At 32.2% G+C, this 21,587-nt stretch carries 16 protein-coding genes; 8 read left to right on the forward strand and 8 right to left on the reverse strand.

The features are described 5' to 3' along the window. Positions 1-416 precede the first annotated feature (416 nt). On the reverse strand, positions 417-1,961 hold the full coding sequence (locus tag IW18_RS03215) for a hypothetical protein (RefSeq protein ID WP_041516156.1): 1,545 nt from the start codon (positions 1,959-1,961) through the stop codon (positions 417-419). 155 nt (positions 1,962-2,116) lie between these two features. Between IW18_RS03215 and IW18_RS03220 the strand changes: the two genes are divergently transcribed. From IW18_RS03220 to acs, 7 genes are all read left to right on the forward strand, one after another. Beyond that, positions 2,117-3,292: a 2-isopropylmalate synthase gene (locus IW18_RS03220; protein WP_052480072.1), complete on the forward strand. Its 1,176-nt coding sequence runs from the start codon at positions 2,117-2,119 to the stop codon at positions 3,290-3,292. Between the two features lie 90 nt (positions 3,293-3,382). Then, positions 3,383-4,501, forward strand: a complete 1,119-nt coding sequence (gene leuB / locus IW18_RS03225) for a 3-isopropylmalate dehydrogenase (RefSeq protein ID WP_041516157.1) — start codon at positions 3,383-3,385, stop codon at positions 4,499-4,501. A 269-nt stretch (positions 4,502-4,770) separates the two neighbouring features. After that, complete coding sequence (gene ilvD / locus IW18_RS03230) at positions 4,771-6,444, forward strand: dihydroxy-acid dehydratase (protein WP_041516158.1); 1,674 nt, start codon at positions 4,771-4,773, stop codon at positions 6,442-6,444. Between the two features lie 169 nt (positions 6,445-6,613). Then, entirely contained in the window at positions 6,614-8,302 is a 1,689-nt protein-coding gene (ilvB, locus tag IW18_RS03235) for a biosynthetic-type acetolactate synthase large subunit (RefSeq protein ID WP_041516159.1), read from the forward strand. A 51-nt stretch (positions 8,303-8,353) separates the two neighbouring features. Further along, complete coding sequence (gene ilvN, locus IW18_RS03240; protein WP_041516160.1) at positions 8,354-8,875, forward strand: acetolactate synthase small subunit; 522 nt, start codon at positions 8,354-8,356, stop codon at positions 8,873-8,875. Between the two features lie 64 nt (positions 8,876-8,939). After that, positions 8,940-10,409: a ketol-acid reductoisomerase gene (ilvC, locus tag IW18_RS03245; RefSeq protein ID WP_041516161.1), complete on the forward strand. Its 1,470-nt coding sequence runs from the start codon at positions 8,940-8,942 to the stop codon at positions 10,407-10,409. 494 nt (positions 10,410-10,903) lie between these two features. Then, positions 10,904-12,811, forward strand: coding sequence for an acetate--CoA ligase (gene acs / locus IW18_RS03250; RefSeq protein WP_041516345.1), 1,908 nt, complete (start codon positions 10,904-10,906; stop codon positions 12,809-12,811). Positions 12,812-13,043: 232 nt separating this feature from the next. Here the strand turns inward: acs and IW18_RS03255 are convergent, their stop codons facing one another. The 5 genes from IW18_RS03255 to IW18_RS03275 all read right to left on the reverse strand — a co-directional run bounded on the left by IW18_RS03255 (position 13,044) and on the right by IW18_RS03275 (position 17,212). Further along, complete coding sequence (locus tag IW18_RS03255; protein WP_041516162.1) at positions 13,044-13,640, reverse strand: 3'-5' exonuclease; 597 nt, start codon at positions 13,638-13,640, stop codon at positions 13,044-13,046. A gap of 2 nt (positions 13,641-13,642) precedes the next feature. Beyond that, positions 13,643-15,559, reverse strand: a complete 1,917-nt coding sequence (locus IW18_RS03260) for a DUF294 nucleotidyltransferase-like domain-containing protein (protein WP_041516163.1) — start codon at positions 15,557-15,559, stop codon at positions 13,643-13,645. Between the two features lie 467 nt (positions 15,560-16,026). Next, the gene (locus IW18_RS03265; protein ID WP_041516164.1) at positions 16,027-16,245 is read right to left on the reverse strand and encodes a hypothetical protein; all 219 of its coding nucleotides are present in this window, start codon (positions 16,243-16,245) and stop codon (positions 16,027-16,029) included. 71 nt (positions 16,246-16,316) lie between these two features. Beyond that, positions 16,317-16,571, reverse strand: coding sequence for a hypothetical protein (locus tag IW18_RS03270; RefSeq protein ID WP_240475529.1), 255 nt, complete (start codon positions 16,569-16,571; stop codon positions 16,317-16,319). 221 nt (positions 16,572-16,792) lie between these two features. After that, entirely contained in the window at positions 16,793-17,212 is a 420-nt protein-coding gene (locus IW18_RS03275) for a hypothetical protein (protein WP_041516166.1), read from the reverse strand. Positions 17,213-17,363: 151 nt separating this feature from the next. Here IW18_RS03275 and IW18_RS03280 point away from each other — a divergent pair, with 151 nt between their 5' ends. Next, positions 17,364-18,593, forward strand: coding sequence for a multidrug effflux MFS transporter (locus IW18_RS03280; RefSeq protein ID WP_041516167.1), 1,230 nt, complete (start codon positions 17,364-17,366; stop codon positions 18,591-18,593). 214 nt (positions 18,594-18,807) lie between these two features. Here the strand turns inward: IW18_RS03280 and IW18_RS03285 are convergent, their stop codons facing one another. Then, entirely contained in the window at positions 18,808-20,076 is a 1,269-nt protein-coding gene (locus tag IW18_RS03285; protein WP_041516168.1) for an NAD(P)/FAD-dependent oxidoreductase, read from the reverse strand. Between the two features lie 82 nt (positions 20,077-20,158). Further along, positions 20,159-21,493: a DEAD/DEAH box helicase gene (locus IW18_RS03290; RefSeq protein WP_041516169.1), complete on the reverse strand. Its 1,335-nt coding sequence runs from the start codon at positions 21,491-21,493 to the stop codon at positions 20,159-20,161. Positions 21,494-21,587 lie beyond the last annotated feature (94 nt).

Raw genomic sequence — 21,587 nt, forward strand, 5'->3', positions numbered from 1 at the left:
GATAAAAGAACTATTGAGGTTGATAAAAACTTCTATGTTACGAGTTCTAATATAGTTGAATAAAAATTCGGAAAATTTTAATAAAAAAATCCCAAATTCCAATTGTGGAGTTTGGGATTTTTTACGTTTAGTAAACCCAACAGGTTTTAAAAACCTGTCGGGTTTGAATTAAATATATTTTAGATAAAGTATGTCATTTCGACGAAGGAGAAATCTTCGCAAAAAGCTCGACAAAGTTTAGTGCTTTTAGGAGCGGAGTTACTTGCGAAGATTTCTCCTTCGTCGAAATGACAAATATTACGTAGTAATTTTACGCGTAAACCTTTGTCAAAGTTTTAAACTTTGACAAAGATAGTACAGCAAATAATTTGGAATTTGGTCCCGAAGCCTCGGGATAAAAATTGGAATTTAAAACCTTAACGACTATTCAATTTTGCTTTCTCTTTAATAATATCAGCAATTTTACGGTTTTCGATTTTACTTTCAAGCCAGGAAATAATATCTAAATACAGGAAAGCTCTTTTTTCGTAAGTGTTTTTCTCTAGTTCGATAAATCGTAAACGCATTTTGATAAATTCCTTTTTAATATCGGCAGGATAAAAATTGTTTAGATTTTTTAAGAACTTGATAATTTCTTTTTGAACTTCGTGTAAGTCGTTCATTTTTAGCAAGAACTTATAGGTGTTTTTTAGATGATTTTCAAGGTAATAATCTTTACCTAATTCATAATGTGTAATTAAGGACAAAAGTCTGGCAAAACACATTAAATCCTCACGCATAGATAAGTTCTTGTTATTGATAATTTTATCCAGATAATAAATACATTCGTTATACTTTTCGTTACCAAAGTAAATTGACGCAATCTTATAATAAAACAACATCTCGTGATGTTCGTCAAGATGTTCACTGTGTATTTTTATCTTTTCAAGTATCTCTGGAATTAGATATTCGCTTTCAGCGAAAGTTCCTTCCAGAATATGTAAGTTTAACTTATTGTTATAAACGTATAAAAATGATAATGATGCAATGTTGTCGTTTACAGGAAATTTAGGATCTTCGATGGTTTCCTCTAAAAGCGTTAAGTATTTTTTGAAATTAGATTTGTATTTCAGCATATACAGCGATTCCAAAAAGTAGTGATTTCCTTTTAAGAAAAATACCGGATTCTGAATAATCATATTCGGATTATCATAAAACAAAGTCACCCATTTATAAGCATATTTATAACTCGCTAAGAAATCCTGAACTAAGAAACTTCTCCACAAATTAGCATTATAAAACCAATACTTTTCGCGGAAACCAAATTTACTTTCGTCTAGTTTTGCAATGTGCTTATTAAAATAATCATCAATATATTTATATTCTTCATCACTTTTTACGTAACCCGTTTTTAACATGATTCCGTACAACTGAAGCGATAAATTAGATAATTTACTTGAAATGGTATTTCTGTAATTCAATTCCTTTGCCTGAATAACCAGTTCGTCGGCACGTCCTTGAATACTTCGGGTAATATATTGCGATTCGATTAGTTTTTCGAATTCTACAATTTCATACGCCATATATTTTTCGTCATTTTCGAGCGCAACGATTTTAGTTTTATCCAAAATCTTTAAACTCTGTTTGTATAATCCTTTATTATATAGAATTACCGCAAAGTCTATTTGTTCGCGCAATTGATATCGAATGTTCTGACTTGGAATATTCAATCGAATACTCACTAATATTTGCTTGTATAAGTATGATTTTAAATTAGATAACTGTACTTTCTTGATGATTCCGCTCTTTAAGATAAGCTTTTCATCGTAGTTTTCAGATTTATCTAAAATATTAAACAATTCGATGAATTTAGTATTTGAACTTGTCTCTAAACGGCTTGCAAAAATCTTAAACTGTCTTTTTTCGGACTTAGAAAGGGACTTTATTAATACAAATAAAAAATCTTTTTGATGGTTAGCCATTGTAAAATATAATAATGTAACTTATTGGTTTTTAGTTATTTAATACGTTATAAATTGTTTTATGAACAGTATAATTTCATTAAAATGAATTTCATACTGCTGAAGTACAATATATATTTGTTATCAAGATGTGAAATTACATTAAATAAATGAATATGAATAGAGAGAAAGTTCAAATTTTTGACACCACTTTGCGCGACGGCGAGCAAGTTCCAGGATGTAAGTTAGATACTAAACAAAAGTTAGTTATCGCAGAAAGACTTGATAAAATGGGAGTTGACGTTATCGAAGCAGGTTTTCCTGTGTCAAGTCCGGGCGATTTTTTATCGGTCTCTGAGATTTGTAAAATTGTAGAAAATGCAACTGTCTGCGGACTTACAAGAGCCGTAAAAAACGACATTGATGTTGCGGCTGCTGCCCTAAAGCATGCTAAAAGACCTAGAATCCACACAGGAATCGGAACATCTGAATCTCATATCCTCCATAAATTAAATACCACAAGAGAAGATATTATTGCTAGAGCTAAATATGCAGTTTCTCACGCAAAATCTTATGTAGAAGATGTTGAGTTTTATGCTGAAGATGCAGGTAGAACAGATAACGCTTTCTTGGCAAAAGTTTGCGAAGAAGTAATTAAATCTGGAGCAACAGTATTAAACATTCCGGATACAACTGGATATTGTTTGCCTGAAGAATATGGAGCCAAAATTAAATATTTAAAAGAAAACGTAAAAGGAATCGAAAACGTAATCCTTTCATGTCACTGTCATAATGATTTAGGAATGGCAACTGCAAATTCAATCGCAGGAGCTATAAACGGAGCGAGACAAATAGAATGTACTATTAATGGTATTGGAGAAAGAGCTGGTAATACAGCACTTGAAGAAGTTGTAATGATTTTTAAACAACATCCATACTTAAATTTAGATACAAACATTAATACAAGAGAATTGAACGAAATGAGCCGATTAGTTTCTGAAAGTATGGGAATGATCGTTCAGCCAAATAAAGCAATTGTTGGAGCAAATGCATTCGCGCATAGTTCAGGAATTCACCAAGATGGTGTGATTAAAAACAGAGCAACTTACGAAATCATGGATCCGCTTGATGTTGGTGTAAATGAATCTTCAATTATTTTAACAGCTAGAAGCGGAAGAGCTGCTTTGGCTTACCGTGCGAAGAAAGTTGGTTACGAGCTTACAAAAGTACAATTAGATATTGTTTACATCGAATTTTTAAAATTTGCTGATATCAAGAAAGAAGTTTTAGATGTTGATATTCATCAAATTATCGAAGCTTCTAAAATTGAAGGAGAATTAATTAGAAGTTAGTTAGAGAATAGAAAATAGAGCAAAGAGTTAAGAAGAAAGAAAATAGATTAAAGAGAAAAAAGGATTTAAATACATAAAGAACGAGACGTTATGAATTTGAAAATAGCAGTTTTACCAGGAGATGGTATTGGACCAGAAGTAATCTTACAAGCCAAAAAAGCTTTATATGCTATTGGTGAAGTGTACAATCATGAATTTGTTTTTGAGGAGGCACTCATGGGGGCAATTGCTATTGATAAAACAGGAAATCCTTTGCCGGAACAAACCTTAAATCTTTGTTTAAACACAGATGCAGTTTTATTTGGTGCTATTGGAGATCCAAAATATGATAATAATCCAAACGCAAAAGTTCGTCCGGAGCAAGGATTGTTAAAATTGCGTAAAGAGTTAGGTTTATTCGCTAACATTCGTCCTATAAAACCTTATAAATCGTTAATCGATTCTTCTCCTTTAAAAAGAGAAATTATCGAGGGAGCCGATTTTACTATTTTCAGAGAATTAACAGGTGGTGCATATTTTGGAGCCAAAACATTAAATGAAGAAGGAACACATGCTTCAGATTTATGTGAGTATTCAGAAGAAGAAATTACCAGAATTGCACATTTGGCTTTTAAATCGGCACAAAATCGTCGTAAAAAGTTAACAATGGTTGACAAAGCAAATGTTTTAGAAACCTCTAGATTATGGAGAAAAGTAGTTCAGAAAGTGGGCGAGAGTTATCCGGATGTTGCTTTAGATTTTTTATTTGTAGATAATGCCGCAATGCAAATTATCTTAAATCCTAAACAATTTGATGTGATTTTGACAGAAAATTTATTTGGAGATATATTATCAGATGAAGCAAGCGTAATTACAGGTTCTATTGGTTTATTGGCTTCGGCATCTTTAGGAGAAAAAAATGCGCTTTTCGAACCAATCCACGGTTCTTATCCTCAGGCAAAAGGAAAAAATATTGCCAATCCAATTGCTTCAATTTTATCGGCTGCAATGTTGTTAGAACATTTTGGTTTATTTAAAGAAGCAAAAGTAATTTATCAGGCAGTAGAAAAAGCTATTGAGTTTAAAGTTGTTACAACAGATTTAAAAGCAGATTCAAAATTTGGTACAAATGAAGTAGGGGAGTTTGTTTCTAATTTCATTTTTAGTAAAGATGATCTGTTATATTTTAATAATGACAATGTTAGTATTGGTCAATCGACAATTGTTTAAGGTTTTTATTAAAAATATGAATTAAATAACAAGAAGTATAGAAAATGTTGAGATTTTATTTTTTTAGTCCTATAAGTTTTCATACTTTTGTGACACTAAAAAAATAGAAAGATGCAAATCTCAATTATTATTACTTCTGTCGTTGTTGTCAATGTGATTCACACATATGCATCGGGAATGGTATAAATATAATTGAAAAACTATATTACAAACCTTCCAAATACTGGAAGGTTTTTTTTTGAACAAAAATTAAAATAAAATATTACATAATGGAATTAAATAAGTACAGCAAAACCATCACTCAAGATCAAACACAACCTGCGGCGCAAGCGATGTTGTACGGTATTGGTTTAACTGAAGAAGATTTAAAAAAAGCACAAGTAGGTATTGTGAGCATGGGTTACGATGGTAACACTTGCAACATGCACTTAAATGATTTAGCAAAAGATGTTAAAAAAGGTGTTTGGGATGTAGATCTGGTCGGACTTATTTTTAATACCATTGGTGTTAGTGACGGAATTTCAAACGGAACTGAAGGAATGCGTTTTTCCCTAGTTTCTCGTGATGTAATCGCAGATTCTATTGAAACAGTTGCGGGAGCACAATGGTACGATAGTATTATTGCAATTCCTGGTTGTGATAAAAATATGCCTGGAGCGTTAATCGCAATGGGAAGATTAAATCGCCCGTCTCTTATGGTTTACGGAGGATCAATTCACTCTGGAAAATGGAAAGGTGAATCTTTGAATATTGTTTCTGCTTTTGAAGCTTTAGGAAAAAAAGTAAAAAACGAAATAACTCCTGAAGATTTTAAAGGAGTTATTCAAAATGCATGTCCTGGAGCAGGAGCCTGTGGTGGTATGTATACTGCAAATACAATGTCATCTGCAATTGAAGCATTAGGAATGAGTTTGCCATACAGCTCTTCAAACCCTGCATTAAGTCAGGATAAAAGAGACGAATGTCTTGCTGCCGGAGCTGCAATTAAAATTTTATTAGAAAAAGACATTAAGCCTAGAGATATCATGACTCGTAAAGCTTTTGAAAATGCTATTACAATTGTAGCAGTTTTAGGAGGGTCTACAAACGCAGTTATGCACTTAATCGCAATGGCTCACTCAGTTGATATCAAAATCACTTTGGATGATTTTCAGGCTATTAATGACAGAACTCCTGTATTGGCCGATATGAAACCAAGTGGTAAATATATGATGGAAGATATTCACGCTGCAGGAGGAATTCCTTCAGTAATGAAATATTTATTAAGTGTCGGTTTAATTCACGGAGATTGTTTAACAGTAACAGGAAAAACTGTAGCCGAAAATTTAGCCGAAGTTCCAGATTTACAAGATGGACAAGAAGTAATTCATGAAATTCAAAAAGCTTTAAAACCAACAGGAAATATTCAGGTTTTATACGGAAACCTTGCTTCAGAGGGTGCTGTAGCAAAAATCAGTGGAAAAGAAGGAGAATATTTTGAAGGTCCAGCTGTTGTTTTTGAAGGTGAATTTGAAGTAATTCCAGGTCTTGAGGCTGGAAAAATAAAACCAGGTAATGTAGTCGTCATCAGGTATTGTGGACCTAAAGGTGGTCCGGGGATGCCTGAAATGCTGAAACCTACATCTGCGATTATTGGAGCTGGATTAGGAGGCAGTTGTGCTCTTATTACAGACGGTAGATTCTCTGGAGGTTCGCATGGCTTTGTTGTAGGACACATTACACCAGAAGCATATGATGGTGGTGGTATTGCTTTAGTTAAAGATGGAGATTTAATTGCTATCGATGCTGTAAATAATACAATCAACCTAAAAATATCTGACGAAGAATTTGCAGCAAGAAAAGCGGCTTGGGTTCAACCGCCGTTGAAAGTTACAAAAGGAGTTTTACTTAAATACGCAAGATCGGTTTCAAGCGCTTCTACAGGTTGCGTTACCGATAATTAATTATTAAATAACAATATCAAAAATCAATATCAATGACAATGTCAAAAATCAAATAGCAATAAAAATATAAAAAAGTCAATTTAAAATTTAACATTGAAATTGATTTTTGATATTGCTATTGAATTTTGAAATTGAATTTTGTAATTGATTTTTGAAAACAAAATATACTATGAAAATATCAGGGGCAGAAGCCGTTATAAGATGTTTATTAGCAGAAGGAGTAGATTTGGTTTATGGATATCCAGGAGGAGCAATCATGCCGGTTTACGACGAATTATATAAATTTCAAGATCAATTACACCACGTTCTAGTTCGTCATGAACAAGGTGCAACACACGCAGCCCAAGGGTATGCGAGAGCAACAGGAAAAGTAGGAGTGGCTATTGCGACTTCTGGACCAGGTGCGACAAATTTAGTTACCGGAATTGCAGATGCTCAAATCGATTCAACTCCAATGGTTTGTATTACAGGGCAAGTTGGAAAACATTTATTAGGTTCTGATGCTTTTCAGGAAACTGATATTATCGGAATTTCGACTCCGGTTACAAAATGGAATTATCAGATTACAGAAGCTTCAGAGATTCCTGAAATCATTGCAAAAGCATTTTTTATTGCACGTTCAGGTCGTCCGGGGCCAGTATTAATTGATATTACTAAAAATGCTCAGTTTGATGAGTTTGATTTTAGTTACGAAAAATGTACTTCAATTAGAAGCTATGTTCCAGTTCCGAAATTAAAACTAGATAAAGTTGCAGAAGCTGCTGCTTTGATTAATAATGCAAAAAAACCTTTTATTGTTTTTGGTCAGGGAATTATTCTTGGTCAAGCCGAAGAACAATTAAAAGCTTTTATTGAAAAATCTGGTGTTCCGGCCGGTTGGACTATTTTAGGACTTTCAGCTTTACCAACAGACCATCCGTTAAACGTTGGAATGTTAGGAATGCATGGAAATTACGGTCCTAATAAGCTAACGAACGAATGTGATGTTTTAATTGCGTTAGGAATGCGTTTTGATGATCGTGTTACAGGTAGTTTAAAAACATATGCAAAACAAGCGAAAGTAATTCACTTTGAAATTGATCCAGCTGAAATTGATAAAAACGTAAAAACTGAAGTAGCAGTTTTAGGAGATGTAAAAGAAGCTTTAAATGCATTATTGCCTTTAATTGAAAAGAAATCTCATGAAGCTTGGCACAATGAATTTAAAGAATTTGATAAAATTGAGTTTGATTCAGTAATAAAAGAAGAATTAAATCCAACAAATAATAAAGGAATTTCTATGGGTGAAACTATGGAAATGATAAATAAACACTCAAAAGGCGACGCAATTATCGTTTCAGATGTTGGACAACACCAAATGTTTGCGTGTCGTTATGCTAAATTTAATTCGACCAAAAGTAATATCACTTCTGGTGGTTTAGGAACAATGGGATTTGCTTTACCAGCTGCAATTGGAGCTAAAATGGGAAGACCGGATCGTGAAGTAGTAGCAATTATTGGAGATGGAGGTTTTCAAATGACAATTCAGGAATTAGGAACAATCTTTCAGACACAAGTGCCTGTTAAAATTGTAATCTTAAACAATGAATTTTTAGGAATGGTACGTCAATGGCAAGAATTGTTTTTTGACAACAGATATGCGTCAACAAAAATGATCAATCCAAATTTTGTTGCAATTGCCGAAGGATATCATATCAAATCTAAAAAAGTAACTCAAAGAGAAGATTTAGATGCAGCAGTAGCAGAAATGTTGGCTTCAAAAGATTCTTATTTCTTAGAAGTTATGGTCGAAAAAGAGAACAATGTTTTTCCAATGATTCCAACAGGAGCGTGTGTTTCTGAAATTAGATTAAGCTAGAAAAAAGTTTCAATCCCGATAATTATCGGGAATAAAAAACGATAAAAAAACATGGAAGATAAGACATTTACCATATCGGTATATTCAGAAAATAATGTAGGATTGTTGAATAGAATATCAGGAATATTCTTAAAGCGTCACATTAATATATTAAGTCTAAACGTTTCAGAATCAGAAATAGAGAATGTTTCTAGGTTTATCATTGTAGTAAATACAACAGAAAAATGGGTTCAGAATATTGTTGGACAAATTGAAAAACAAATTGAAGTTATAAAAGCTTTTTATCACACAGATGAAGAAACTATTTTTCTTGAAAATGCTTTGTTTAAAATAGCTTCAAGTTTGTTATTTGATGAAAAACAAATACAAAATATCATTAAAGAAAGTCAATCGACAATCGTAACTGTTTCTCGTGATTTTTTTGTGATTTCAAAATCAGGAAGACGTTCTGAAATTGAGGAATTATACGAAAAATTCAAACCTTACGGCATTATGCAATTTGTTCGTTCAGGCAGAATATCAGTTTCTAAACAAAAAATGGAAATTTCAACATTATTAGAATCATTCAAATAGAATAATCTTAGTTACATATTAATCAAATATTAAATTACAACATTCATTAAATATTAAAAACAAAATGGCAAATTATTTCAATACATTACCACTTAGATTACAATTAGAACAATTAGGAGTTTGCGAATTTATGGAGCAATCAGAATTTGCTGACGGAATTGCTGCACTTGCAGGAAAAAAAGTTGTCATTGTTGGTTGTGGAGCACAAGGTTTGAATCAAGGTTTAAACATGAGAGATTCAGGTTTAGATATTTCATATGCATTACGTGCAGATGCAATTGCTGAAAAAAGAGCTTCTTTTAAAAATGCTACTGAAAACGGTTTTAAAGTAGGTACTTATGAAGAATTAATTCCAACTGCTGACTTAGTTTGTAACTTAACACCAGATAAGCAACATACTGCTGTAGTTACTGCCATTATGCCATTAATGAAACAAGGATCTACATTAGCATATTCTCATGGTTTTAATATTGTTGAAGAAGGAATGCAAATTCGTAAAGATATCACAGTAATTATGTGTGCTCCTAAATGTCCTGGATCTGAGGTTCGTGAAGAATACAAAAGAGGATTTGGTGTACCAACTTTAATTGCAGTTCACCCAGAAAATGATCCAAACGGTTTTGGTTTAGATCAGGCAAAAGCTTATGCTGTAGCAACTGGAGGACATAAAGCAGGAGTTTTAAAATCATCATTTGTAGCTGAAGTAAAATCAGATTTAATGGGTGAGCAAACTATCCTTTGCGGATTGTTGCAAACTGGATCTATTTTATGTTTTGATAAAATGGTTGAAAAAGGAATCGATGCTACATATGCTTCAAAATTAATTCAATACGGATGGGAAACTATCACAGAAGCTTTGAAACATGGTGGTATCACAAACATGATGGATCGTTTAGATAATCCTTCTAAAATTGAAGCTTACGAATTAGCAGATGAATTAAAAGACATCATGCGTCCGTTATTCCAAAAACATCAGGACGATATTATTTCTGGAGAATTCTCAAGAACTATGATGATTGATTGGGCTAATGACGATGTTAACTTATTGAAATGGAGAGCTGCAACTGGAGAAACTAACTTCGAAAAAACAGCTCCACAAGAAGCTCCAATTTCTGAGCAAGAATATTTTGACAATGGAGTTTTAATGATTGCAATGGTAAAAGCTGGTGTAGAGTTAGCTTTTGAAACTATGACTGAAGCTGGAATCATCGAAGAATCTGCTTACTACGAGTCGTTACACGAATTGCCATTGATTGCTAATACAATTGCAAGAAAAAAATTATTTGAAATGAACCGTGTAATTTCGGATACGGCAGAATATGGTTGTTATTTATTTGACCACGCTTGTAAGCCGTTATTGACTGAGTTTATGAAAAAAGTAGAAACAAACATTATAGGAAAACCATTTTCAACTTCAAACGGAGTAGATAATGCCGTTTTAATTGCGGTAAACAAAGAAATTCGTCAACATCCTATCGAAGAAGTAGGAGAGTGGTTGAGAGAGTCTATGACTGCAATGAAAAAAATTGGATAATAAATTGGGAATTACCACACATTCGATTGTGGAATTTGCGCTGTATCTCTGTTTTGTATAATATTTTGAATTAGTAAGCACTTATTAAGAAAATGGATATAGATGCATATTGCATTCACTTAACTTCTGTTAACAAGTAAGTTAAGTGAAGCTAATCCCTAATAAAGGGAGTATATTTAGCAATAAGTATACTTGTTGAAGTTTCATTTTAATTAATAAAGATGCTGCTATTTTCAAAATAGAAGATCGTACTGTAATGCAGAATTACAAAATTAATTGTTATTGAAATTGTTATAAATAAAAAGGCATGATATTTATTTATCATGCCTTTTTTGCGCTGAGCATTTTTACTTCAAAAAGTAAAATTTTATATTTTATGTATAAAAAGACGATATTTTTTTTAATATGTGTTTTTTTTTGCCAAAATTTATGAATTAAATAATTTTAAGAATACGCTGATATTTAATACATTTATAAAAAAATTCCAAAAACGTATGAGTTATTATAAAATTGAAAATTTAGAACAATATTTTAAACATTACAATAAGTCAATAAGGGAACCAAGGAAGTTTTGGGGGAAAATAGCTGAAGAAAATTTTACTTGGTACCAACAATGGGAAAAAGTTGTTGATTTTAATATGGCCGATGCCGAAGTGAAATGGTTTACTGAAGCAAAAGTTAACATTACAAAAAATTGCATTGATAGACACTTAAGCAAAAGAGGAGAAAAAACGGCTATTATTTTTGAACCGAATGATCCTTCTGAAGAAGCTTTACATATTACATATAACGAATTATACGAAAGAGTTTCTAAAATGGCGAATGTCTTGCGCGATCAAGGTGTTCGTAAAGGAGACAGAGTTTGTATTTATTTACCAATGATTCCAGAATTGGCAGTTGCTGTATTGGCTTGTGCAAGAATAGGAGCAATTCACTCGGTAATTTTTGCAGGTTTCTCAGCTTCGGCAGTTTCTGCTAGAATTAATGATTGCGAATGTAAAATGGTTATTACTTCAGATGGAGGTTACAGAGGTAATAAAACTATTGATCTTAAAGGAATTGTAGACGAAGCATTAGATTCTTGCCCGTCTGTTTCTAAAGTTTTGGTTGTAAGAAGAACTAAAACCGAAATTAAAATGAAAGAAGGTCGTGACGAATGGTTGCAACCGCTTTTAGATACTGCATTAGATAATAGTGTTGCTGAAATTATGGACGCCGAAGATCCGTTGTTTATTTTATATACTTCAGGTTCTACAGGAAAACCAAAAGGAATGGTTCATACAACAGCAGGGTATATGGTTTATACGGCCTATACTTTTAAAAATGTTTTTAGTCACGAAGAAAATGATATTTTCTGGTGTACTGCAGATATTGGTTGGATTACAGGTCACTCTTATATATTATACGGACCTTTATTAAATGGAGGAACAACAGTAATTTTTGAAGGAGTTCCGTCTTACCCGGATTTTAGCCGTTTTTGGGATATTATCGAAAAACATAAAATCACACAATTCTATACAGCGCCAACAGCAATACGTTCACTAGCAAAAGAAAGTTTAGATTATATTCAAAAATATCCTCTAAAATCACTTAAAGTTATTGGATCAGTTGGAGAGCCAATCAACGAAGAAGCATGGCACTGGTTTAACGACCACGTTGGAGATAAAAGATGTCCGGTGGTTGATACTTGGTGGCAAACAGAAACTGGTGGAATCATGATTTCGCCAATTGCATTTGTAACACCAACAAAACCAACTTATGCAACTTTGCCATTACCTGGAATTCAGCCGGTTTTAATGGATGAAAAACGTAATGAAATTGAAGGAAACCAAGTAGTAGGAAGTTTATGTATTAAATTTCCATGGCCAGGAATTGCCAGAACTATTTGGGGAGATCACCAACGTTACAAAGACACTTATTTTTCTGCTTTCCCTGGAAAATATTTTACAGGAGACGGAGCTTTAAGAGACGAAGTTGGATATTACAGAATCACGGGTAGAGTAGATGATGTTGTAATTGTTTCAGGTCATAATTTAGGAACAGCCCCAATAGAAGATGCAATTAATGAGCATCCAGCAGTAGCAGAATCTGCAATCGTTGGATTCCCACATGATATCAAAGGAAATGCATTATATGGTTTTGTAATCTTAAAAGAAACTGGAGAAGTTAGAGATAGAACTAACTTAACAAAAGAGATTAACCAATACATTTCTGATCACATTGGGCCAATTGCAAAATTAGACAAAATCCAATTCGTTTCTGGTTTACCAAAAACACGTTCAGGAAAAATTATGCGTAGAATTTTACGTAAAATAGCCGAAGGAGATTTTTCTAATTTTGGAGATACTTCAACATTATTGAATCCGGAAATTGTAGAAGAAATTATGAAAGAAAGAGTTTAAACTCTGACTGTAATAGAAATAAAAAATGCCTCTTAATTTAAGAGGCATTTTTTTATGTGAAATTATCTGGAATCTGCAGCTTTGACAAAGATTTCAAACTTTTATCTCAAAGTTGCTCAGACTGAGCGAAGTCGAAGTTCAGTAAAGTGATTTTGCATGACTGACTTCGACTTCGCTCAGTCTGACAATTGAAGCTTAAATTCCTTATATAACTTATATGGTTTAAAAACATTTACTTAATTCCTAATCTTGATTTTAATTTTAAAAACAAAAGAGCAATTTTATAAGCATCTTCAGAAGAAGAGTTTCTGTCACTTTTTGGAATTTTGTAAATCTCGCTTAAATCGTCGAGAGAGAATTGTTTATCGTTAATGTCCATTAATTTTCTGTACATCATGTCAACGTCTAGAGCTTCGTTTTTTAGCCTTCCGCAATCTAAACGTTCCAGAGCTGCATTAATCATTTCGATGTCAAAATTGATATGATGCCCAACTAAAATAGCGTTCCCAATAAAATTAATTAAAGCTTCAATCGCATCTGGCTCAGGCATTTTTAACATTTTACTTTCAATGATAAATTCATTTGAAAGCCCGTTATCCTGCAAAAACTTGTACTGTAGTAAAACAGCTTCGAAACTATCTTTTATAGAAATACTATCATCAATTACCGAAAAAGCTCCTAAAGATAAAATAACATCTTTGTTCGGGTTTAGACCTGAAGTTTCAGTAGATAAAACTACAAATTTGTTAGGTTTAGTTTCGAATTTATTTAAGTATTCCTTCCAGAATTCCGGATACTCTTTATTGATATTTTTAATCCAGTCTAGCATATTTACGAAAATTGTGTAAGTTGAAATTTACTCTTAATTAATTCCTCAAGGTCTTTCATTGGGGTTAAGGCATTTTTTAACTTCTCTTTATCCGTTTTAGACATTTCTCTTAAATTGATATATTGCCCGGAATCATCATTTTTTAATCCTTCAACAGTTCTAAACTTTGATAGGGTTAAAAAAGCTTCGGCACAGCTTAAGTATATCTCGGCGTTTTTAGAATCTGTAATTGCTAATTGCTTGAATCTTAAATATGTATTTTTGATTCCTTTTATGTTAGCATTTAAAATTAATAAACGTGCTGAATCTATTAACGGCATTAATGCACGTGTTTTTATGTCGAATTTATCTTTATGTGGGCCTTCTTCTTCAACAATAAATTTCTTGAAGAAACTTAAAGGTGAATTTCTTTTTAAAGCATCATTTCCTAAAAAATCAAAGAATAAAGTGTTATTAACAGCATTTTTAAAAATGACGTTTTCTATAACTTCTTCAATTTTTGGTTCGCCAAAAACAATCTCGTAATCAAAGAAAATACTACTTAAATCGTTGCTGTTTTCACCTGGAGTATTCATCCAACTATTGTATTGTTTTGTCCAGTCTGTCAGCGATTTACACCAAAGCATATTGCTTCCCATGTGTCCGTTTGGACAAAGTTCGTAACCCACTTTTTCAAGTATAGAAGTAGTTCTTTTTGCTAATCTTAAAAAATAGTCTTTTACTTCTCTGTATTTCTCAGGCGCAACATCTTCAAAAATTAAAATACTATCCTGATCTGTTAGTAAAAGTTGTTCTTTTCTACCTTGACTTCCAATACTTAACCAAGCAAATCGAGCAGGAGGTGAGCCTAGATCTAAAATAGATAACTCAACAGCACGTTTGATAATTGCTAAATTAATTTCGCTTGCAATATTACTGACATGAGAGATTGGAATATTTTTCTGAATTGAATTTTGAATCAAATCAGATAAACGATCGCGTATTTGCTTTAAATCTTTTGGTAATTGTGAGCGTTTAATTTCTTTAATTAAAACACCAGGATTACTGGCTTGAGCTACAATTAAATCGTGCTCAGATATAATTCCTTTAACAGGCGATTTACTCGTACCATCTTTAGTAACACATAAATGTGTAACATTATTTTTTAACATCAGCAATTGCGCTTCAGCAAGCGATACATTCTCAATTACAGTAACGACTGGCGACGACATAATTTTGTCGATTGTTTCTGTAATCGGGTAACGTCCTGTTGCAATTTTTGAAGACAAATCAGCATTTGTAACAATCCCAATAGGATTATTTTTTTCACAAATTACGACATTATCAACCATAGAATCGGTCATTAAAATAGCAACATCTTTTATAATACTGTTTGATTCTGTTGTTAATGGCGAATTGTTGTATGCTAACGATTGTATATATTGCATTTCTGACTGCTGATCTACATAAAAAGCAGTGTCTGAAATTAATTTTCCATTTGAATTTAAGTTGTCTTTTGTGTGTCTGGAATTAATGGCAAAACTTTCAAGTAAAAAGTTTAGTACATCAGAATTATTAGCTACAAAAGGTCTAAAAACAGCAATAGGAATAGCGTATATGATACTTTCTTCGCGAGCCTTTGCAGTCATCATGTAGTTATTTTTGGCAAAAAACGGGCGTAAACCAAAAATATCACCTTCATGACATTTGTTTATAATAGTTTCTTCAGCATCAGCAATTGTAGTTAAATTTATGATACCAGAAGCAACCACATAAAAACTATCATGCAGTAAATCATTATTCTGAAATAATACAGCGTGTTTTTCTAAATTGATAACACGAATGTTTGTCGCAATATCCGATAATTCTTGGAAAGTTAAATTATCAAATGGCGGGTATTCTTTTAAAAAATCTGCAATATGCTCAGCAATTGTATTCATATGTTTGATAATTTTTTTAAAGTATCGAATGTAAAAATAATAAAATAATGTCTTACAATGAAAGCATCGATGCGAGAATGTAATTATTTTAAATAAATGTTAAGAATTACTGATTTAGAGGCTTTAAAATGATTTATTAGTGTTTAAAATCTCATTTGTCTCTTAAATTTTTTAATTTATCTTACAAATGAAACAGTATGAAATTGAGAATCGAGTGATTTGTTGTTTGTTTAAGGGACTTGAAGGTTTAAATTATTAAAATTAGGAGAAATACTAGATTATAGTATAAGAGAAGTTTCTGAAAAATTCTATTTTACATAATATAAATTATAGGTCAAAATATATACATTTTAAAACCACTAAATTTGTCGTTTTTAAGGCTTTATATCTTCTTTATATCAATGAAGTTTTCTTTTGTAATTTCTAAAATAATTAAGCCTTTGTATTAATTTACAAAGGCTTATTATTTAATGATTTAAATAAGAGTTTCTTAATGGTGATGGATCTGGAATGAAAATATATTGGCAAACTTTTAAATTCTCAGCTACAATAATTTCGTGACCTCCTTTTAATTTTATTAAACATTCATTTTCATTAGCCTGTGGATGCGTGCTAAAGAACACAACATCTTGTGTTTGAATGTAGCATGGCTCTCCGCTTAATAATGTAAATTTTTTAAAGCTCATAATTTAATATTTTGTTATTCATAACTATACATTTAAAATTGACGTTTTCATTGCGATTTCACGTCTCTATGTTACTCGTAAAGTTTTGTTAGAAATGTTTCTTTTGGCACTAAGTCAGCGCCTCCACGTTTATTGAATTGTAAAGTTGATTCGTTTGCGTACAAAACAACATTTGCACTAAGGTTGTTTTTTGTTTTAAGACTGATATATGCTTTTTCTCCTAAAGTTGCCACATATCCGGTAACTTCCATAACATCAGTTTTAAATTCGGCTTTGTCACTTATAATTTCTGCTGTACCAAAAATTTTACCATTTGATTGTGCCATTGTAATGGTTAAAATATATTCTTTGCTACAATTTTTACAATTTTCAGTGCTCCAGGTTCCTGTAAATTTATTTATTTGTGAATGCGCTGAAAAAGAAATTAGCAGTAATATTAAAATATATTTTTTCATTATCGTGTCTGTGACTTAGTTTTTGTAAATAAGTTTCAAATATAAAGCAAAAAAGCATTCGCTGCGGCGAATGCTTTTCGTTAAGTACAATATTATTTAAGTTTTTTGAGATAAACTGATTTACCATTTAAAGCAACACTAATTTCATTGTTTTTTTCTGAGAATGTTGTTCTTAAAGCATTTCCTTTAAAAAGTGTCACATCTCCCCAAACTTTTCCAGTTTCATCAGAAACGTATTCAAATAATAATTTCTTGTTATCAGGCTCAATCCCGATTTTGTAACTTGAAAATTTTGAATTTGCCAAATCAAATTCCTGATGCGTGTCAATGATGTTACCGTCTGCATAAAAGTTTGTAACTGTTTTGTTTAAAGTAATGTCAGGATAAAATTTATTCACTTTTTCGAGCAGTGCATACTGTTCAGGGCTTGCGTCTTCTTTTTTAGACGTGATAGTTTGTGCAAATGTAATTGTCGTAAAAATAAAGGCTAATAATAACATGTACTTTTTCATAATTCTTTGATTTTAAGATTAAATTTTTTAATTGCTTTTAGAAATTAAATACTGCGTAACACTATCAAAACTTTATTAAAATGGTTTTAATTATCTAACAAGATATGAAATCTTTACCTTTGCAAAAAATTAAAAGCAATTTTTTAAGATAATGACACGAAAAAAATACATTCAACTTATACTTATTTTAGGTTCTTTAACCGCACTTGGTCCATTTTCAATTGATATGTATTTACCTGGTTTTTCTGGTATTGCCAAAGATCTGCATACTACCGTTGCCAAAGTTTCAATGAGTTTATCCAGTTATTTTATCGGAATTTCGGCAGGACAATTACTTTATGGACCTTTATTAGATCGTTTTGGACGTAAAAAACCTTTATTCATAGGTTTGTTGGTTTATATTCTGGCGTCTTTAGGTTGTATTTATGTAACAAATATTGATTCATTTATCCTTTTGCGTTTTGTTCAGGCTATTGGTAGTTGCGCTGCTACAGTGGCTTCGGTAGCAATGGTACGAGATTTATTTCCTGTAAAAGATATTCCTAAAGTATTTTCTTTATTGATGCTTGTTGTTGGGCTTTCGCCAATGTTGGCTCCAACTGTTGGAGGTTATGTAACAGAAGATTACGGTTGGCATACTGTGTTTTTTATTTTAATGTGCATGGGAATTGTTATTCTAATTGGTTCGCAAATTGGTTTGCCAAATACTTATAAACCAGACACATCAATATCATTGAAGCCAAAACCTATTATTACTAATTTCTTAAAGGTACTTAAAGAACCTCAATTTTATACGTATGCATTTACGGGTGCAATCGCTTTTTCTGGTTTATTTTCATACGTAGCGGCCTCTCCTATCGTTTTTATGGATATTTACCACGTTGATGCTAAAACTTACGGTTGGATATTTGCTTTTATGTCAGTTAGTTTTATAGGTTCAAGTCAGTTAAATTCGGCTTTATTGAAGAAATACTCGAGTGAACAAATGATTTTTGGAGCTTTAATTTCACAATCAGTAATTAGTATAATTTTTCTAATATTGGCATTAAATGATCTTTTAGGATTGTATGAAACGATTGGAATGTTATTTTTATTCCTAGCTTGTTTAGGAATTTCTAACCCAAATACAGCAGGTTTAACTCTTGCTCCATTTGCTAAGAATACTGGAAGTGCTTCTGCATTAATGGGTGCCATTCAGCTAGGTTTAGGTGCTTTGGCATCTTTTGCTGTTGGAGTTTTTGTAAAAGATTCTGTTGCGCCAATGGTTGCCATTATGACAACAACTACAATCATTGCCTTTATAATTTTAAATATAGGAAAACGCTTTATCAAACAAAAAGTTGAATTATCTGCAACTGATGATGTTATGATTGGGCATTAGTATTCTAAAATTCATTTTTAAAATTCCAAAATTCAATTTTTTCACAATCTTGTCATTTCGAGGAACGAGAAATCACATACGAAATTTCTCGTAGTGATAATCTTTGTCGAATTACTAGTGTGATTTCTCGTTCCTCGAAATGACAAATAACAACGAAAAAAAAAGCCAGAAATAAAAATTCTGGTTTTTTGTTGGATTTAGAGGGAAATAAATTTTAATTCAATTCCTGTTTTTTATCAGGTCTAATGATCATTCTAAGAGATTGATCTCTTGCGAAATAAGCGACCATCCAGTTCCAAAATGTATTTAATCTGTTTCTATACGTGATCAAAGAAATTAAGTGAATAAACAACCAAATAACCCAAGCGAAGAATCCTTTAAAATGCCATTTTGGACTTGGTAAATCGACCACAGCTTTATTTTTTCCAATAATTGCCATCGAACCTTTGTCATTATAAACAAATGCTTTTAAAGGTTTGTTTTGAGTCATGGCTTTAAAGTTTTTAGCCAAATTTAATCCTTGTTGAATGGCAACTTGTGCGACTTGCGGATGTCCGTCAGGGAAATTTTTATCTCCGGCCAAAATAGCGGTATCGCCAATGGCATAAATATTATCAAGACCGTTTACTTTATTGTACTGATCTGTAGCCATACGTTTTCCACGTCCGTAGCTTTCAGTTGGAATTCCTTCAAATATTTTGGCAGAAACTCCAGCAGCCCAAATTAAGTTTTTAGTTTTAATGGTTTCTCCATTAGCAAAATGAACCGTATCGTCAACATAATCTGTAACACGAGTATGTAGTTTAACTACAACTCCCAATTTTGTTAGTGCTTCAAGAGTATCCTCTTGCGATGCTTTGCTCATAGGCGAGAGTAGTGCGTCTCCCCCATCGACTAAATAAACATTACTGGCAGATGTTTCTAATTCCGGATATTCTTTAAGTAGAATATTTTTTCGCATTTCGGCAAACATTCCAGAAACCTCCACTCCTGTTGGTCCTCCTCCGGCAACAACAATAGTTAATAATTTTCGTCGTTTACGAATGTCTTTAGTAATAGCGGCTTTTTCAAGGTTTTTAAGCAACGCATTACGCATTTCGATGGCATCATTTAAGGTTTTCATCGGAATAGCGTTTTTCATTACGTTTTCCATACCAAAGTAGCTTGTTTCAGCTCCTGTAGCGAAAACTAAATGATCATATGTTAACTCGCCGTTGTTAAGAATTATTTTATTCTCTGCAGGAACTACTGAAAGTAGTTCGCCTAAACGAAATTGAAGATTTTTTTTACCTGCGAAAAATTTCCTGAAAGGATAACTAATACTCGAAGGTTCTAAGAATGCCGTAGCAACCTGATATATTAAGGGAGGGAAAAAGTTATAGTTGTTTTTATCTACAAGTGTTACTTGTATTTGAGGGTGGTTTACAAGCTCTTTTGCAAGATTGATTCCTGCAAAACCACCTCCTATAATGACTATTTTCATATATGTTGTCTATTAGGTAGGTTTTATAAAAATTACCATCTAAATATACGACATAAATTTGCAAAAGCAGTCGGCTGAAATATTACTTTTTGAATTTTTTAACAGGTTTTTCAACTACATCGATTTTGTTTTGAAGAACATAATTGGCCATAAGTTTTTCAATCAATTCATCTTTTGTAAGATGATGAAAAACGGTTTTAACCTTTGTTTTCAAATCTGCTGAAATATCGTGATTGGGTTTTGTTTTAAAGATTTGTTTAGCCCATAATAGCGTATTATTTTCCTCTAAACTTAGTGCCGATGGCTTTTGGAATTTAGTAAATTTAATACCTAATTCTTTTTCAAATTCCGGAATTTCAACAGCCTCTTCTTCTTGAATAACGGTTAATGAAAGCCCTTTTGCTCCTGCCCTTGCAGTTCTTCCGCTACGGTGTACGTAAGTTTCGTAAGTGTCTGGTAAATGATAATTTACAACGTACGATATTTCTTTTACGTCAATTCCTCTAGCAGCTAAATCAGTCGCAACAAGTATGTTAATATGTCCTTCACGAAATTGTTCCATAATTCTGTCACGAATTCCTTGAGATAAACTACCGTGAAGCGCTCCTGAAGAAAAACGATTTATAGCCAAGTTTTTAGTCAATTTGTTGACTGCCGCTTTTGTTTTACAGAAAATAATACCGCGTTCTCCTTCTTTTGAATTTAAAAAATGCATTAAAACATCTAATTTCTCAATTGGGTCAACAACAATATATTCATGATCAATTCCTTGATTTCCAACAGTTTCCATGTTAGCACTAACTTGAACTACATTTTTGTTTAAGTAATTCTGAACCAGTTGTTTAATTGTTCCTGGTAAAGTTGCCGAGAATAATAAAGTGCGGTGTTTTTTAGGAAGTTCAGCAACAATTTCGTCTAAGCTTTCTTTTAAGATCGAAACCATTTCATCGGCTTCATCTAAAACTAAATATTGTGCTTGTTTTAAGTCAATTGCTTTACGCTGAATTAAATCTATTAAACGTCCCGGTGTTGCAACAACAATATGTGTTGGTTGCGTTAATCGCTCGATTTGTGGTTTTATTGGAATTCCACCACAAGTTGAAGCTATAGACATGTTTGGAATATGTTTTCCAAAATCTTCTAAATTTCTAAAAATTTGTTGTCCAAGTTCTCTGGTTGGTACTAAAATTATTGCCTGAACAATTGGAGATTCAGTATCGATTAATTGTAATAATGGTAATCCAAAAGCAGCAGTTTTTCCCGTTCCAGTTTTGGCTAAACCTACAACATCATGACTTTCAGATAAAAGTAACGGAATTGTTTTTTGCTGAATTTCTGTTGGTTCAACAATATTCAATTCACTTAAAGCTTTTAAAATTGGTGCTGAAATTCCTAATGATGAGAATTGTTTAGACATTGTTTTTTTATTGTAGAGTTCTGATTTTAGATTTTAAATTCTGCCACCGATTACTCAGATTAAAATGATTTTTTTAGAACCTTTGGTTCTTGAT

This window comes from Flavobacterium hibernum (assembly GCF_000832125.1).
Lineage (GTDB): Bacteria > Bacteroidota > Bacteroidia > Flavobacteriales > Flavobacteriaceae > Flavobacterium > Flavobacterium hibernum.

Bases quoted from the DNA above. Each gene is read 5' to 3' on its own strand.
- IW18_RS03265 (WP_041516164.1), bottom strand. From the start codon at position 16,245: ATGAGCTTTAAAAAATTTACATTATTAAGCGGAGAGCCATGCTACATT.
- IW18_RS03255 (WP_041516162.1), bottom strand. From the start codon at position 13,640: ATGCTAGACTGGATTAAAAATATCAATAAAGAGTATCCGGAATTCTGG.
- ilvN (WP_041516160.1), top strand. From the start codon at position 8,354: ATGGAAGATAAGACATTTACCATATCGGTATATTCAGAAAATAATGTA.
- IW18_RS03215 (WP_041516156.1), bottom strand. From the start codon at position 1,961: ATGGCTAACCATCAAAAAGATTTTTTATTTGTATTAATAAAGTCCCTT.
- ilvD (WP_041516158.1), top strand. From the start codon at position 4,771: ATGGAATTAAATAAGTACAGCAAAACCATCACTCAAGATCAAACACAA.
- ilvC (WP_041516161.1), top strand. From the start codon at position 8,940: ATGGCAAATTATTTCAATACATTACCACTTAGATTACAATTAGAACAA.
- IW18_RS03260 (WP_041516163.1), bottom strand. From the start codon at position 15,559: ATGAATACAATTGCTGAGCATATTGCAGATTTTTTAAAAGAATACCCG.
- IW18_RS03285 (WP_041516168.1), bottom strand. From the start codon at position 20,076: ATGAAAATAGTCATTATAGGAGGTGGTTTTGCAGGAATCAATCTTGCA.
- IW18_RS03275 (WP_041516166.1), bottom strand. From the start codon at position 17,212: ATGAAAAAGTACATGTTATTATTAGCCTTTATTTTTACGACAATTACA.
- leuB (WP_041516157.1), top strand. From the start codon at position 3,383: ATGAATTTGAAAATAGCAGTTTTACCAGGAGATGGTATTGGACCAGAA.
- IW18_RS03220 (WP_052480072.1), top strand. From the start codon at position 2,117: ATGAATAGAGAGAAAGTTCAAATTTTTGACACCACTTTGCGCGACGGC.
- IW18_RS03270 (WP_240475529.1), bottom strand. From the start codon at position 16,571: ATGGCACAATCAAATGGTAAAATTTTTGGTACAGCAGAAATTATAAGT.
- acs (WP_041516345.1), top strand. From the start codon at position 10,904: ATGAGTTATTATAAAATTGAAAATTTAGAACAATATTTTAAACATTAC.
- ilvB (WP_041516159.1), top strand. From the start codon at position 6,614: ATGAAAATATCAGGGGCAGAAGCCGTTATAAGATGTTTATTAGCAGAA.
- IW18_RS03290 (WP_041516169.1), bottom strand. From the start codon at position 21,493: ATGTCTAAACAATTCTCATCATTAGGAATTTCAGCACCAATTTTAAAA.
- IW18_RS03280 (WP_041516167.1), top strand. From the start codon at position 17,364: ATGACACGAAAAAAATACATTCAACTTATACTTATTTTAGGTTCTTTA.